General features: G+C 35.4%; 15 protein-coding genes. 12 read left to right on the top strand and 3 right to left on the bottom strand.

Going from position 1 to position 14,984, the window contains the following annotated elements; translation table 11 throughout:
- Positions 1–48 precede the first annotated feature (48 nt).
- Positions 49–1,737, top strand: a complete 1,689-nt coding sequence (locus FC97_RS09220) for a BspA family leucine-rich repeat surface protein (protein WP_054643463.1) — start codon at positions 49–51, stop codon at positions 1,735–1,737.
- 365 nt (positions 1,738–2,102) lie between these two features.
- On the opposite strand, the gene FC97_RS09225 is transcribed toward FC97_RS09220, so the two are convergent.
- Together FC97_RS09225 and FC97_RS09230 are read right to left on the bottom strand one after the other, a co-directional pair.
- Positions 2,103–2,492: a winged helix-turn-helix transcriptional regulator gene (locus FC97_RS09225; protein WP_054643462.1), complete on the bottom strand. Its 390-nt coding sequence runs from the start codon at positions 2,490–2,492 to the stop codon at positions 2,103–2,105.
- Positions 2,493–2,539: 47 nt separating this feature from the next.
- A complete protein-coding gene (locus FC97_RS09230; protein WP_056968128.1) occupies positions 2,540–3,742 on the bottom strand; it encodes an MFS transporter in 1,203 nt (400 codons plus the stop codon).
- A 461-nt stretch (positions 3,743–4,203) separates the two neighbouring features.
- Here FC97_RS09230 and FC97_RS09235 point away from each other — a divergent pair, with 461 nt between their 5' ends.
- From FC97_RS09235 to FC97_RS09245, 3 genes are read left to right on the top strand one after another with little or no spacing between them, the layout of a single operon-like run.
- A complete protein-coding gene (locus FC97_RS09235; RefSeq protein WP_056968130.1) occupies positions 4,204–5,169 on the top strand; it encodes an ABC transporter substrate-binding protein in 966 nt (321 codons plus the stop codon).
- 9 nt (positions 5,170–5,178) lie between these two features.
- Positions 5,179–6,129, top strand: a complete 951-nt coding sequence (locus tag FC97_RS09240) for an ABC transporter permease (protein WP_056968132.1) — start codon at positions 5,179–5,181, stop codon at positions 6,127–6,129.
- Complete coding sequence (locus tag FC97_RS09245; protein WP_082397579.1) at positions 6,074–6,832, top strand: ABC transporter ATP-binding protein; 759 nt, start codon at positions 6,074–6,076, stop codon at positions 6,830–6,832. Before FC97_RS09240 ends, FC97_RS09245 begins: the two co-directional genes overlap by 56 nt.
- An 883-nt stretch (positions 6,833–7,715) precedes the next feature.
- On the opposite strand, the gene FC97_RS09250 is transcribed toward FC97_RS09245, so the two are convergent.
- Positions 7,716–8,519 carry a tyrosine-protein phosphatase gene (locus FC97_RS09250; RefSeq protein ID WP_054643460.1) on the bottom strand — a complete coding sequence of 268 codons (804 nt, stop codon included), beginning with the start codon at positions 8,517–8,519 and terminating at the stop codon, positions 7,716–7,718.
- A gap of 65 nt (positions 8,520–8,584) precedes the next feature.
- Between FC97_RS09250 and FC97_RS09255 the strand changes: the two genes are divergently transcribed.
- The 8 genes from FC97_RS09255 (at position 8,585) to FC97_RS09290 (ending at position 14,980) form a co-directional block, all read left to right on the top strand.
- Complete coding sequence (locus FC97_RS09255; protein ID WP_054643459.1) at positions 8,585–9,694, top strand: glycerate kinase; 1,110 nt, start codon at positions 8,585–8,587, stop codon at positions 9,692–9,694.
- Positions 9,695–9,777: 83 nt separating this feature from the next.
- Positions 9,778–10,266 (top strand): universal stress protein, encoded by a 489-nt coding sequence (locus FC97_RS09260; protein ID WP_025085399.1) that lies wholly within the window; start codon positions 9,778–9,780, stop codon positions 10,264–10,266.
- 47 nt (positions 10,267–10,313) lie between these two features.
- A complete protein-coding gene (locus tag FC97_RS09265; RefSeq protein ID WP_056968134.1) occupies positions 10,314–10,859 on the top strand; it encodes a DNA-3-methyladenine glycosylase I in 546 nt (181 codons plus the stop codon).
- Between the two features lie 267 nt (positions 10,860–11,126).
- On the top strand, positions 11,127–11,615 hold the full coding sequence (locus tag FC97_RS09270) for a hypothetical protein (RefSeq protein WP_054643458.1): 489 nt from the start codon (positions 11,127–11,129) through the stop codon (positions 11,613–11,615).
- On the top strand, positions 11,615–12,436 hold the full coding sequence (locus tag FC97_RS09275) for an ATP-binding cassette domain-containing protein (protein WP_054643457.1): 822 nt from the start codon (positions 11,615–11,617) through the stop codon (positions 12,434–12,436). The genes FC97_RS09270 and FC97_RS09275 overlap by 1 nt, the downstream gene beginning before the upstream one ends.
- On the top strand, positions 12,426–13,100 hold the full coding sequence (locus FC97_RS09280; RefSeq protein ID WP_054643456.1) for a hypothetical protein: 675 nt from the start codon (positions 12,426–12,428) through the stop codon (positions 13,098–13,100). The genes FC97_RS09275 and FC97_RS09280 overlap by 11 nt, the downstream gene beginning before the upstream one ends.
- Positions 13,101–13,168: 68 nt before the next feature.
- Positions 13,169–13,693: a GNAT family N-acetyltransferase gene (locus tag FC97_RS09285; RefSeq protein ID WP_054643455.1), complete on the top strand. Its 525-nt coding sequence runs from the start codon at positions 13,169–13,171 to the stop codon at positions 13,691–13,693.
- A 117-nt stretch (positions 13,694–13,810) separates the two neighbouring features.
- Positions 13,811–14,980: a metallophosphoesterase family protein gene (locus FC97_RS09290; RefSeq protein WP_054643454.1), complete on the top strand. Its 1,170-nt coding sequence runs from the start codon at positions 13,811–13,813 to the stop codon at positions 14,978–14,980.
- Positions 14,981–14,984 lie beyond the last annotated feature (4 nt).

Below are 14,984 nucleotides of genomic sequence, written 5' to 3' on the forward strand. Positions count from 1 at the left end.
TTATATGGTGCTATAATTACTTTAATTAAAAGAGGGGGCTGGAATGATTTGAATAGGGGACATAAATTAAGTATTTTGATTAGTTCACTGGGGTTGTTTATGGCTCTGGGATTATTTGCCAATGGTACTGAAGTTCAAGCACAGTCTGATCCGACTAATTTGGATGATACGAATGTGACACTCAGCAGTATCAAGTATGCTGGTACCGATGGAACAAGTCAGTGGTATATTTCCAATGATGATGTTTTACATATCAAATCAGGAACCCTCGCTAGTGGTTCTTTGGGGAAAAGTTTGACAGTTGATGAAACTAAATATTCTAAAGTTAAATTTGCTGATGAAAAGCAGGATATAAAGAGAATCGTTTTTGATGGAAATGTTTATTTGCCACAAGATTCGTCTTGGCTTTTTACGGGTTTAGGAAATAATCTAGATGGAACTTCTGGTTTAATTGAAATTAAGAATGCTGATAGATTAAATACTAGCAATGTAAAAGATATGAGTCATATGTTTGATGGTTTGAGCAGTCTGAAATCAGTTGATGTTTCAACTTGGGATGTTTCTGGAGTTATGGATATGAGTTATATGTTCAATAACACAGGTTTATCAATAATTAACGTTACAAATTGGGATACCGGTAATGTCTTGGATATGAAAAATATGTTCAGTTCTAATCCTGAATTAGAATCTTTGAATGTTTCTAACTGGAATGTTATTAATGTAAAAAATATGTCAGCTATGTTTATGCGAACTGATCAATTAAAAATTTTGAATATTTCTAATTGGAATATCGTTAATGTCGAAAAAATGAATCATATGTTCAGTGGTGCCAAGGATTTAAAAGAATTAGATTTTAGTCATTGGGATAATAAGCGAGTTAAGACAACAGGCCTTTTATCAGGAACTAATTTGAAACGAATGGTTCTGTCACCTAATTTTTCACTTAAACATTCATATTTGGGGCAAGATCAAAATGGTAACGATACCTTACAGACATGGTTGATTACCGATAAAAACGGCAATAAGCACGTTGTTAAGAGTAGGCAATTAATTAAAGCGAGGTACGTAGGAATTGCTAGCAGTGCTAAAAATTTAGCTGTATTCGATGTTAATATTCCTAATAATCTCAATCAGCATTTGGTTAATAAGAATGTTAAAGGAACACTCAAAAACGGAACTGCGACCCTAACAATTAAAATTCCGCAAAAAAATGGTTATAAGGTTGATAAAAATTTAATTACATTCACGGTCAATGTGGCTAAATTACAGGCTACTAGGGGACGTTACATCGTTTCTTCACCGGAGAGAGTAACTTATAAGAAAAATGATTCAAAGGGCCAGGTAAGCTCTGTAAGCCATCTAGTGACGACATTGCCTGATAAAAAAATTGGAATTTATAATGATGATGTTGAGAAGACGACTGATAAATTAGCTCCACAAACGAATTGGTTGAGTGATAAAAGCATGAAAGATGGTTCCACATATTATCGCGTGGCAACTAATAAATGGGTTAAAGACGATGAAGTTTATGTTTATCAACCGCAGACATTTATTGTGCAAACAGGTAACCAAAATAATGAACTAGTCGATGCACAAGGACAGACCGTACCTCAAAGAAATCTTTCCGCTCAAACAAATTGGCAAGTGGATCGTTTAGCGTATTTAGATGGAAAAACTTATTATCGAGTAGCAACAAATGAATTTGTCCCTACAACAGATGTTACGATTGTAAAATAAATTAGTGTTAAACTGACGTCGTCCGCAAAATCTTCTGTAGACCACTGGAACGTGTTTTATTCTTTATCTCAATCAGCTCAAAAAACAAAAATAGCATCTATTCTAGAACAGCAATCTTTACTTTTTAGTAGGGATTGAAATTCAGAATAGATGCTATTATTTTGAAATAAAAATTTAGATAGAATTGGTATTTAGGCCGGAGCAACAAGAAAATTGGCTCAGCCATGAAATTTATCTTAGCAATTTATTGCTTAGATAAAGGCCGAACTTGAAGATCCATGAATTTGCACAAAGTGCAAATTTATTAGCTTCCAGTTGGCCCATGGCGTTCCAGCCAAATTTTCTTGTTGTGGAGACCGGCATACTTAATCTGCATAGGGAAGTGGATCCGCGGATACATCCTCTTTGTTTAGTAAGATGATATTTTCACCTTTTTGTTTGCGACGTTCAATATCCTTTTCACCCCAAACACAAAGATCTTCGAGAATTTTGTTAAGAGACTCACCGTAATCAGTTAAAGAATACTCGACTTTCGGTGGAATTTGACTGTAAACTTTACGATTGATAATACCGTCATCTTCTAATTCTCTTAATTGTTGAGTTAACATTTTTTGAGTGATATTGGGGATGGCTCGACGCAATTCTCCAGTTCGCATGATGCCATGCTTAAGATGGCAAAGAATAATTGGTTTCCATTTGCCACCGATAATTCTCATTGTATCTTCAACGCCAATGTTATAAATTGCTTGTTTCATAAAAGCCATCCTCCTTAGTATTTGTATATTAACATCACTATTTGGTCTTAGCAATTTTCTACTTCTGGTTCGACTTCAGGACTATTCTCCATTTTGATAAGAACGGCGATTAAAATAATTCCAATTACTAGCATCACAATGCCTAACCAAGGTGTATTGATAAGTTGATTGTGAGCTACGGCTTGTCCACCAATTGTTGAACCTAAAGTGATTCCTACGTTGAAGGCGGAAATATTTAGTGCAGAAGCCAATGGGACTTCATTAGGCGTATATTTCTCGGCTAGTTGAACAATGTATAACTGCAGGCCAGGAACGTTCATAAAGGCAAATAAGCCCAATAAGAGAATAGCTAGTAAACCTAAGAAGTGAAAGTTAATGACTAGGCGGGTAATCAATAGAGCAATTCCTAAACCAAGAAACATTTTTAAAAGAGCGGTTAGAGGTCGTTTGTTAGCCCATTTTCCACCGAGAGTGTTACCAATAGCAACAGCCACTCCGTAAAAAATTAGAATAATGACAATGGCACTTTCTGACCAGCCCATATTTTTATTCAAAATGGTTGTTAGGTAAGTGTAAACGGGGAATGTTGCTCCGTAGCCTAAAGCTGTAATAAGTAAAATCAAGAGTAATTGCGGTTGTTTAAGAATCTTCCAGATACCTTTAACACTAGTTGGTTTTGGTAGTGGTAGTTCTCTTGGTACTAGGATGATATTTGTAATCAAACCGATCAGTCCCAAAGCAACTAGGAAGAAAAAGGACATTCTCCAGTTAAAAGTTTGACCGATAAAAGTTCCTAATGGAACGCCGGTAATTGTAGCAACAGTTAGACCGGTGAACATGACGGCAATCGCTGAAGCACGTTTATTAGGTGCCACGACGTCGGCTGCAATCAGAGATGCAATCGTCATGAAGATTCCATGAGAAAGTGCTGCAATAACACGACCGGCTAAAAGAATAGCAAAACTAGGTGCGAGAGCGGCCAGAGTATTTCCGATGATGAAACTGATCATGATACCAATCAATAATTTTTTACGGTCCCAGCGATTAGTGATTAAAGCTAAGATGGGAGCGCCAAACATGATTCCGGTAGCATAGATAGAAACGGTTAGGCCTCCTTGTGCAAGTGAGATGCCAAATGTTTTAGTTAATAGTGGCATGATTCCTACACTGATAAATTCAGTAGATCCGATAGCAAAGGCACTGATAGCCAATGATAAAAGGATCCAAGTTGATGAAACTTTTTTATTCATAATTATTTCCCTCCTACAGCGAATAATGAGTATGTGAATCATTATATGTGGTTGGGAGAAATAAACAATTACGTACTTTAAAGTACAGTAGGTACTAAAAAGTACCTGTAAAAGTTAAATTAGATTATTTTAATAAAATTATTGACATATTAATTTTTGAATGTTTAACTAGAGACTGTAAATTGCAAACGAGGAGAACTTTATTATGAAAATTAGTAAACAGTTGTCACATTTGAATAATCAATTTGCCTTTAGCTTTTTCTTTAGATAGCGTTTGTATTCAGTCTCTGGATGCGAACGCGTACGTGTTCGTATCTATTGATTGGCTAAAGCTATTAAACATGTCTTTGAAGCCAGATAGATACGGGTTGAATCTATCTGGAGATAAATTGCGCCCGGGCAAACCAGTTAGATTCAATACGAATCTAGCTGGTTTTTTTATATTCTCAGGAGGGTTTTTCATGAAAAAATATTTAATCGGATTAATGACAATTATGGCGGCAGTTATTCTAGCAGGGTGTGCTAATAATTCAGCTGCAGACAAGAAAACAATCAATGTGGGAATTTTGCAAGTGGTACCTCACGGTTCATTGGATGAGGCACGTAAAGGTTTTAAAGAAGAATTAAATAAAAAAATTAAACAGCACGATAAATCAATAAAAATTAATTACAATTACCAAAATGCACAAGGGGATCAAGCCAATTTAAATTCAATGGCTCAACAATTAACACAAAAGAAGAACGATTTGATCTTAGGAATCGCAACTCCTTCAGCACAAGCACTGGCTAAGAAAACTAAATCAACACCAATCGTTGTTACAGCGGTAACTAATTTGAAGAGTGCTGGACTAGTGAAGGATGATCGTAAACCAGCAACCAATGTTACTGGTACCAAAGATTTGGGTCCCGTGGATAAACAAGTCAAACTGTTAACAACTTTGACTAAGAGTTCTAAACCTATTGGTGTCATGTACAATTCATCCGAAGAGAACTCAGTTTTGCAGGTCAAAATGGTCAGGGAATACGCTAAGAATCATCATCTTAAATTGAACGTGGTTAGTGTTACAAGTACTAATGATGTTGCCAGTGCATTATCGGGAATGGCTGATAAAGTTTCTGGAATTTACTTGCCAACTGACAACTTAATGGCTAGTTCTATGAAAACAATTGGTAAAAAAGCTCGCGAAGCCAAGTTACCAGTTGTTACAGGTTCAATTGAAATGGCTGAAGATGGTGGTGTTGCTACATATGGCATTAACTATCGTGATTTAGGTAAACAGACTGCTAAGATGGCTTATAGAATTTTGATTGAAAAGAAGAAACCTCAAGATATGCCAGTTGAAACTTCACATACTTTGAGACTTTACATTAATAAGGCTAACGCTAAGGCTATCGGCATCGATCCAAGTAAAATTACGAAACCATAGGTGATAAAAATGATTATATCTAGTTTAGGACAAGGTCTACTGTGGGCTCCTTTAGCAATTGGTGTCTTTATTACATTTAGAATTTTAGATATACCAGATCTGACAACTGAAGGTAGTTTTCCTTTTGGAGCAGCTATCACAGTCAGTTTGATGATCAAAGGACAATCAGCTATTACTGCAACAATTGCTGGTTTCTTAGCAGGTTGTGTGGCTGGATTGATTACAGGAATTCTCGATACTAAATTGAAGATTCCCTCACTATTAGCCGGAATTTTAACGATGACAGGCTTGTATTCTATCAACATGCATATCATGGGAAAATCCAATGTGCCACTTTTGACTCAAAAAGTTTTAACAGGCTATTTACCAGCTGATTTAACGGTTGATATGCAAACTATCATGTTAGGAATCATCGTAGTTATTATTGTGATGGCAGTACTTTACTGGCTCTTTAAAACCCGTTTGGGCTTATCGCTGATGGCAACTGGTGATAATAAAAATATGTCCGCTGCCAATGGTATTAATACTGATGGGATGATTATTTTTGGTTACATGATTTCCAATGGATTGATTGCCTTGTCGGGTGCCTTGATTGCACAAAATAATGGTTACGCTGATATTGGCATGGGAATTGGAACTATTGTTATTGGACTAGCATCTGTTTTAGTCGGAGAAATTTTCTTACGTGGTAATAATATTTTAATCAGATTGTCAGCCATGGTTCTAGGTGCTATTGTTTATCGTTTCCTTTTGACAGTTGCCATGAGTTTAGGATTCCCAGCTGACGACTTGAAAATTTTATCAGCGATAATTTTGATTATCGTCATTTGCGTACCAATTATTCAAAATCGAATCAGAACTAAACGCCAATTGAAAAAGTATTTAGCACAAATGGAGGCCGAAGATGATGGAAGTATTACAAGTAAAACATCTGCAAAAAGTATTCTTTCCCGGGACTAGAAACGAGCGTCACGTTTTGAAAAATATTAATTTAAATGTTTACGAAGGTGACTTTATTTCCGTCATTGGAAATAATGGTGCCGGAAAGTCCACTCTGATGAATGCTATTGCTGGAACTTTAAGTGCTGATGCCGGGGAAATTGATTTGGTAAAACATAATGTTTCTAAGAAGTCAGTGGCTTATCGATCACAATGGATGTCACGAGTTTTCCAGGATCCTAAAATGGGAACCGCGGGAGATTTGACCGTGATGCAAAACTTAGTTTTGGCCCAAAGTCACACGAAAACAATCAGTCTAAAGTGGTATCAGAAAAAAGCAGAAGAAGAAAAGTACTTAGCTTTATTGAAAACACTCAATATGGGTCTAGAAAATTTTTTGAATACACAAGTAAAGTACCTATCTGGAGGACAACGCCAAGCATTGTCACTCTTAATGGCAACCTTAAGTAAACCCAAATTGTTATTACTAGATGAACATACAGCGGCATTAGATCCCAAGACAAGCCAAGAAGTAATGTCAATCACAGATAATATCGTCAAAGAGCAGCAGTTAACTACAATGATGATCACACATAAAATGTCAGACGCTTTGAAGTATGGCAATCGTTTGATTATGGTTCAGGATGGCCAAATCAAGCTAGATGTCAGCGGTGCTCAAAAGGATAATTTGGATAAGTCAGAATTATTACAGGCTTTTGAATAAAAAGATGAGAACATAAATATGTCGTCTTCCGCAAAAATTGAAAATGCGGTGGAACGCTGTGGGCACGGCTTGAAGCTAATTATTTCACAGCTGACCGCATTTTCAATTTTTACTCTAGACTGGTAAACGATTCTATTTATTATCTTCTTTCTAAATTTTTGAAATAAATAATGGCAACCAGTTAGGGTTCTTACTCAAGTTTGACTGTGACGTAAAACTTTTTTGTTACTGGGGATTAAATCCTAATTATTGGAAAATTTAAATAGTAAATAAGAACGACCTTCATGAGGTATTCAAACATATATAACTTGAATAATTAATAGAGGCCGTTCTTTTGATTTAAAAGTTTTATTTGGATTTGTGTAGAGTTGAAGTTATCAAAATACTGCAATTTTGCTTGATAATATTAGAACCAAGGATACAGTCGGTAGTAAAAAATCTGTGGGCCCTCAGTGGTGAAGTTATACTTAGCTTGCGTAGCAAGGTTAGTATAAGACCGAGCTTGGAGATCCATGATTTCGCACAAAGTGCGGAATTATTAGCTCCAAGTCGTGTCCACCACGTTCCAGTGGCCCACAGATTTTTTGCGGACGACGACATATTTCAATTATATTAGTTGGTATTTAGTTATAACCAAACAAAAAAACAACCACTGCAGGGGAACAGTAGTTGTTTTTAGTTTTAAGGGAAATTCACAAATCAGGGAGGAAAAGTGAATTATATTTTTTATTATGAGATTTTTATCTATTATAGTTTTCTATATGTTTAAAAAGGGGGGTGTAAGTTAAGATCAATTGCTTTCCTTTAACTTACAAACTATATGATAAACATTAAATGTGAAGAAAATGTGATAACAATATTCTGAAAATTAGAAGATTATATCTTAATTTAAGTAAATTTTCTTCAAATCTCTTATTTCAGAAGGAGTTACCTGTAATTCATCTTTGATATAATTGTTTATATTACCAGACATTTTGGCGATTTCATCTTCGGCGGTAGCTAAATAATCAGAGTGAACCGTCATTAAATCACGTACAGAGCTTAAAACACTTTTGTCAGTGTAACCCTTGTTTTCAAGATCCAAGATTAAGTTGTCAACAAAGCCCTTGTTGGCTTTATTGGTTAATAGGTAATCTTTCTTGATTTCTTCCATAGGAACACCAAGGACGGTTAATAGGTAGACGGCTCCCATACCAGTTCTATCTTTACCGGCACTACAGTGGAAAAGTAAAACATCATCATCTTGGTCATTAGTTAATAATTTATCAAAAAATGTTCGATATGCGCCTTTAGCTTGGTCACCTGTGATAATATCACGATAAACGTCTTTCATATGGTGGAAGCCATTAGTAGGATCACCACCGATTTCGGGAATGAAATTATCATTTTGAACTTTGGAAGCTTCAGTTTCGTCGGCTTCAAAAACTGGATCGAAGACATACTCTGCACCATCGGGAATACGATCAGGTTTATCGTTTACTTCCTCGTGTGAGCGAAAATCGACATCGTACTTTAAGCCATAGTTACTTAAAAAACTAAGATCATTGTCTGATAGGTCACTTAAACCAGCTGATCTGAGGACTTTATGGAACTTAAGTGTCTTGCCCTCAACGGTTTCGTAACCACCTAATTCACGAAAATTGACACCTTTTTCAAGGTTTAGAACACGCTTATTATTTTCAACCATACCTTTAACTACCTCTGCATATTTTTCTAATAATCATTATATCAAAAAGGAAGAGTCATCCTATCATGAAGTTTATTATTGCACCTGGAAAATATAGTAATAACATTAGCTCGACTAAGATTGGTCAAGCTATTTATAGTGGCATCTCGCGTGCTATGCCGGATGCAAAAATAATTACCATGCCCGTCACTGATAGTAAAGATGGGATGCCAGCATTAATAGAACATACTATTGGAGGGCATTGGGATGAGGTTTCTTATTTTGATGCTTTTTGGGAAAATCGAACGGGACGTTATCTTGTTACCCAGATCGGTAGTCAACTTACCGCTATTATGGATTCAGAGCAAGTAGTTGGAGTTGATTTAGCAAAAAATAAAAACCGAAATGACTTGTTTCATGCAACAAGTTATGGTTTGGGTGAATTTATCATAGATGCAGTTACTAATGGAATTAAAAATATTGTGCTCTGCTTAGGTAAGACGGCTGTGGCTGACGGTGGGCTAGGGGCCTTGCAAGCTTTAGGGGCTAAAATCTATGATGAAAATGGTCAGCTGATTCCTGAGGGTGAGAACCCTTTGATTAATGCCTTTCGTGTCGATATGGAAGATGTTTATCAATTATTAGGTGGAAGAACTCGTTTGACCGTTCTATTGAATTATTCGGGTCGAAAATTATCGGATAACGTTGAATATTTGAATGAAGCACAAGAAAGTTTTTTGGAAGATAATTTAGTTTTTATCACTGAAAAAATGAATCAGAAGTATAATTTAGATATACACCCAATGCCTCATTCTGATTCGATTAAGACTTTGGCTGGGGCTTTTGCAATGATTAATGCACGAATTTCTAGATCGTCATTTGAATGGGTGGCAAAAGTTACAGGGATGGAAGAAACGATTCGTTCCACTAATATTTTAATTACCGCTACCGATAAAATTTCCCGTGAAGCAATGCATGATGACATGTTGTATCACTTGAGTCGACTCGCTGGAGCTCAAAAAGTTCCGACCTTTGCTTTGTGTAATAATTTTGTTGATGACTTTCAAAGTTATGAACAACTTTTCACCGGAATATTTTCAACTCAAATGACGGAGTATGATGATGAAATGACGATGTTCGAGAATTACGAATCCGTTTCAAATCAGTTAGTACGGACATTAATGGCTTTCAAATAATTTTGTAAAATATTGAATAAAATATATGAATGCATTAATCTTACATTAGAAGGTATTCAATAAGTGCATTGGAGGATTGAATTATGGAACAAGACTATAAGAAGATTTTGGTTCCTGTAGATGGATCAAAAGAAGCAGAAATGGCTTTTAAAAAAGCTGTAACAGTTGCACAAATGAACGGTGGACACATCGATGTTTTGACAGTCTTAGATACAAAGCAATTCATTGGTTTACATGGCGGTATGTTGAACGGTGATGTTATCTATCAACTTTCCGAAGATGCGCAAAAGTATCTTACAGAATTAAAAGATGGTGCCATTAAAGATGGTTTCAAAGAAGAAGATATTGATATCCACGTTCGTTTCGGTGAACCTAAAACCGTTATTTCTCAAGAATTTGTTGAAGAATATAAGAATGATCTGATTATGATTGGTTCAACGGGTATGAATGCCGTAACACGTTTGTTGGTCGGTTCAGTTTCTGAATATGTCACAAGAAATGCTAGAACTGATGTTATTATCGTCAGAACAGATATTGATAATAAAAGATTTACTGATAAAAAGAAAAAATAATTCATATTAGGCTGGCGTATGCCAGCTTTTTTAGTTTGGAGAAAAAGATGAGATGTGAGTGGGCTAACAGTTCCGAAGCAATGCAGGCGTACCATGATAATGAGTGGGGGAAACCAAGCCACGATGAGCAATATTTTTTTGAAATGTTGACGTTAGAAGGAGCCCAAGCGGGATTATCTTGGGCAACAATTATTAAGCGACGTGCGACATATCGTCAGGCATATGATGATTTTGAAATAGACAAAGTGGCGGCTTACGATCAAGAAAAGCGAGACGCAATGTTGCAGGATAAAGGTATTATCCGTAACCGCTTGAAAGTCGATTCTTCGATCAACAATGCTCGTGTGATTCAAGAAATGCATCAAAAAGGTGAAAAATTTTCCAATTATATTTGGAATTTTGTTGATAATAAACCAATAATTAATCATTATAGTGATATGAGTGAAATGCCTGCTCAAACAAAATTGTCACAACAAATCAGTAAAGATCTGAAAAAACGTGGCTTTCGATTTGTAGGACCAACGATTATCTATTCGTTTTTACAAGCAGTGGGAGTTATTAATGATCACATGGACTCCTGTAATTACAAGTAGAAATTAGTATAATGATGTTAAAGTATTCTTTTTTTATTTGGTTTATGCCGTTCTCCGCAAGAATCTGATTTGGCTGGAACGTAGTGGGCACGACTTGGAGCCAATTGGTTTTTGGTTTCGGACTGGTAAATGTTTCTATTTGTTGTCCTTTTTCTGAATCATTTGAGGTAAGCAATAAAAAACGTTATCTAGTTGGGAGCAAGCGGGAGACGGAATCCTAAACAAACCATACAATAAAGAAAGAACCATTAAAGACGGAGGATGATTATGAATTCTGAGACTATTAGTAAATTAGCCGAAAAGCTTTATGAAGATAGAAAAAATATTGAAGATAAATCACAAAAATTTGACGCACAAGCAGTGTATGACATTTTAGATTCACTTGAGGTTTTGAGAAAACCGATTAAAGAATACTTTGATATGACTGAAGACGATTATTACCAAAATGAATCTGACCACCGTTTAACTTTGCAAAATCCAGATCATAAACTTAGTGAATTACATGATCGAGTACAAGTTAACCATGTTGATGGTTCTTTGGCTGGTCACAAGATCAACTTTACATATAACCATGAAGATCCATATGCAAGTGGTGATTATAAAGTTAAGACCGATATCAACTTGGTCAGTTTTGCATTTACCGTTATCGGAGCAGTTTATGACAATACCATTGTCGCTGATGTTAGAAATTCAGTTTCTAAAGATGCAATCCTTTCAATCGGACTAGCAGCACATGCTATTGAGGAATGGCAATAATGAAATTAATATCAGTCAATGATTTATCATTGCAGCGAGAGGGCTACTTTGCATTTAAGCATGTAGCTTTTTCTTTATCTCAAAATGAGATAGTTGGTATTAGTGGCGAAAATGGTAGCGGCAAAACACAGCTTTTAGAAACGATAGCAAATTATGAACAAGCCGATAGTGGCAAAATTGAATACACTCCTGGCGTCAGAATTGGTTATATGCCTCAAAATGATCCTCAAATTATCGAACAGACTGTTAGAAAATATCTTGAAGATATCAGATGTTTGTCTAAAGATTTAGCTGTCCGGAAGGATCAACTAGATGCGATGGTTACTTATATGAAGTTGGCACCTTATTTAGATAGAACGGTTGATCAACTTTCATTAGGTCTAAAGCGTCGAATTAGTTTCTTGGCGGCCGTAGTTGGACATCCCAATGTCTTGTTGCTAGACGAGCCTTTTGCTTTTCAAAGTGATGAGACAATTCAGAATATGTTAAGCATGTTGCAGGATTTAAAGGATAATGGTTCAGGAATATTATTGGTAGGCACTGAGCAAAATGATGAAATATCTGAAATATTAGACAGTAGTTATCATTTTGAAAATGGTAGATTACAACAGTTACAGAGTTTAAAAACTAAAGATAGTCAGTTGTTTTTCAGTGTTCACCATAATTCCATCGCTTTAACACATGATTTAGTCAACTATATGACAAGAAATGCTAATGGAGTAGTGGAAATGAAGGTTCCTTTAGAACGAAAAGATGCCATTATCGGTAAAATGATTGCCCTCAATTATCAATTTGAGGAGGCACACGATATTGAAAATTAAAGTATTGTTAAAAAATTATTTACAGTTCGTTTTTCAAGATTTTCTTTATCTAACATTATTATTCTCTATCATTGTTTTTGGTTTAACAGCGGATCACCTATTAAGTATTGATTATCATGAGAAATATAGCCTATTATTAATAGGGATGTTTTTTTTATCGTTATTTTCAACGATGAATCTGTATCATAATGATAAAGTTTATAATTATTATTTAAGACAAAAAGTGAATAGCTACTGGTCAGAGGTCATCAGTCAATTTTTGACGGTATTAATTTTAAATATAATTTCAGGAATATTGATTTTTATATTTAGCTTAATTCTCTGTAAAAATATATTTTTAGATGTTGTCGGAATAGTTTCATTAATTTCTGTGGGATTCTTGGGTAGTTCAATTGCGACTCTTTTCAAGACGCAATGGCAGAAACATTCTAGTTTGGGACAAATTGGAACTCTAGTTTTTGTTTATTTGGCCTTATCAGGTAGTGTCGTCAGCATCTTTAAGAATATTGAAATGATTTTTCCGCCTCTTTCAAGAATGATTGTTAGCTTGCATAGCAATTCTTCTATTATTAAATTATTGCCCTTAGCAGGACAAACTTTTTTATATGCCTTAATACTATTTGTTATTAGCTGGTTTATTTATAAAAAAAATAAGAAAAGTTGAATAAAACTATTGCAATGAGGTATTCTTTTTTGTTTTAATATCCTGATGAAGTGAGGAGGCAAAATTTTATGAGCAATATTTATTTACGTCAATCAACACTTGACGATTTGCCAAGAATTATTGATATCATCGGTGGCGCTAAAAGAACCTTACGGGACCGTGGCGTTGATCAATGGCAAGTAGGTTATCCCGATGAGAAAATCCTAGAACAAGATATTCAAGAAGATATAAGTTATGTTTTAATACTAGATGGTGAGGTAGTTGGAGTAGCTGCTTTGCAGCAAGGTTACGATAAGAATTATCAAGATATGACTTCAGGGTCATGGGCGAAAGATTCTGACGTGACTTACTCCATTATTCACCGCATAGCTGTTGAACCAGGTCATCAAGGGCAACACCTTTCAGCCGCTTTGATTCAACAACTATTAACAATCTCGCATTACCTGGGTTACAGTGATGTCAGAATCGACACTCATCCTGACAATTTGGTAATGCAACATGTTATTACAAGTAATGGATTCGTTGAAAAGGGAACTATTACGATGGATGAAGATCATGGTATTAGAAAAGCTTATCAAATTCTTCTAAAGTAAGCGTCAAAGGATTATTTTTCATATCTTTGATATATAATTGAGCCATAATGAGACCATCGTGAGATGGTTTTTTTACTATAATTGTTTCCAGAGTATGGGATATTGGAGATCATAAAATTGAAAATCAAAAATATTGCAAGCAGAATGTTGACGCCAAAGCCATCAGAATTCATATCAGCACACACTGATATGTTTTTGAAGCGGCTAAAGCCACGTCCTTTCGTTGTTGATTATATAAAGGGCGTTTATGACAATAATGTAAAACCAAATGTTACTGGTGATACAGTAACTCTGTCCGTATTAACCGACACACACGCTAAAGCAATTGCCAGTGCGTCTTATTACGGTATCAATGGCGCACGTCATATTATTGAGGCCAATAATGTTAGTGATGCTGTCAACTTAGACTTGAATGTCCATCTGGGAGATTTAATTGATGGAAGTGATAAACCTGAGATCAGTCGAGGGTTATTGCAGTTTGCTGTTGAAAATTATCAAAAGAGCAAGGCACCATTTTATCTTCTTGAGGGTAATCACGATGAGAATGATAAGTACGATGAACATAAGTTTTTTGGTTCAGCATCATTTCAACGGGATGATTATGACTCATTAGTAACAAAGTATAATTTTGCACAACCAGATATTTTTAGATTGAATCCAGTGTCTAAAGTTGGTTGGTACGATAAGGGCGATATACGAATTGTCTTTATCGATACTAGCGATATTCCTTATATACTTAGTAATGGTTCTAAGAAATATGATTTTAAGAAAGTTCGTGGCGTCAGAGAACAACAGCTAGAAGATTTGGTTAAAATCTTAGAAAATACCATTGATAAACATGTTATTGTAATGGGGCATGCTAATATTGTGAGTCCAAGTGGCCGGAGTGCTTTGAATTTTAATGGTGACTTGGTTCAACAACTATTAGTAAGCTTCAACAACAAAACTTCTGGTCAATTAAAAAATGAATTGACAGGAGATTTTGGTGTAAATTTACGCTATGATTTCTCGTCTACAGGCATTTCCAAGGTAACAACTTATATTTGTGGTCATATGCATTATGAAAAAAACTACAAAGTTTCTGAAATTAATCATATAATATTAAATTGTTCGGCCTTAATGGGTAAGAAACATGGTTTAACAACTGACTATAACAAGAAGTGGGACAGGCGTTATAATGAAATCTCAGAATTAGCGGGCTATTTCATTAATATCGACCCGAACAAATTGCGCTTACAAATTTTCGGTTACGGAGCCGCTACAAGATATGTAAGTTTTGAAATATAAGGGA

It is taken from the genome of Companilactobacillus kimchii DSM 13961 = JCM 10707, from assembly GCF_001435445.1.
GTDB classification, from domain to species: Bacteria; Bacillota; Bacilli; order Lactobacillales; family Lactobacillaceae; genus Companilactobacillus; species Companilactobacillus kimchii.

Excerpts from the sequence above, each read along its gene's own strand:
- FC97_RS09240 (WP_056968132.1), top strand. The coding sequence starts at position 5,179 with ATGATTATATCTAGTTTAGGACAAGGTCTACTGTGGGCTCCTTTAGCA.
- FC97_RS09255 (WP_054643459.1), top strand. The coding sequence starts at position 8,585 with ATGAAGTTTATTATTGCACCTGGAAAATATAGTAATAACATTAGCTCG.
- FC97_RS09235 (WP_056968130.1), top strand. The coding sequence starts at position 4,204 with ATGAAAAAATATTTAATCGGATTAATGACAATTATGGCGGCAGTTATT.
- FC97_RS09270 (WP_054643458.1), top strand. The coding sequence starts at position 11,127 with ATGAATTCTGAGACTATTAGTAAATTAGCCGAAAAGCTTTATGAAGAT.
- FC97_RS09230 (WP_056968128.1), bottom strand. The coding sequence starts at position 3,742 with ATGAATAAAAAAGTTTCATCAACTTGGATCCTTTTATCATTGGCTATC.
- FC97_RS09265 (WP_056968134.1), top strand. The coding sequence starts at position 10,314 with ATGAGATGTGAGTGGGCTAACAGTTCCGAAGCAATGCAGGCGTACCAT.
- FC97_RS09260 (WP_025085399.1), top strand. The coding sequence starts at position 9,778 with ATGGAACAAGACTATAAGAAGATTTTGGTTCCTGTAGATGGATCAAAA.
- FC97_RS09275 (WP_054643457.1), top strand. The coding sequence starts at position 11,615 with ATGAAATTAATATCAGTCAATGATTTATCATTGCAGCGAGAGGGCTAC.
- FC97_RS09245 (WP_082397579.1), top strand. The coding sequence starts at position 6,074 with ATGATGGAAGTATTACAAGTAAAACATCTGCAAAAAGTATTCTTTCCC.
- FC97_RS09285 (WP_054643455.1), top strand. The coding sequence starts at position 13,169 with ATGAGCAATATTTATTTACGTCAATCAACACTTGACGATTTGCCAAGA.
- FC97_RS09225 (WP_054643462.1), bottom strand. The coding sequence starts at position 2,492 with ATGAAACAAGCAATTTATAACATTGGCGTTGAAGATACAATGAGAATT.
- FC97_RS09250 (WP_054643460.1), bottom strand. The coding sequence starts at position 8,519 with ATGGTTGAAAATAATAAGCGTGTTCTAAACCTTGAAAAAGGTGTCAAT.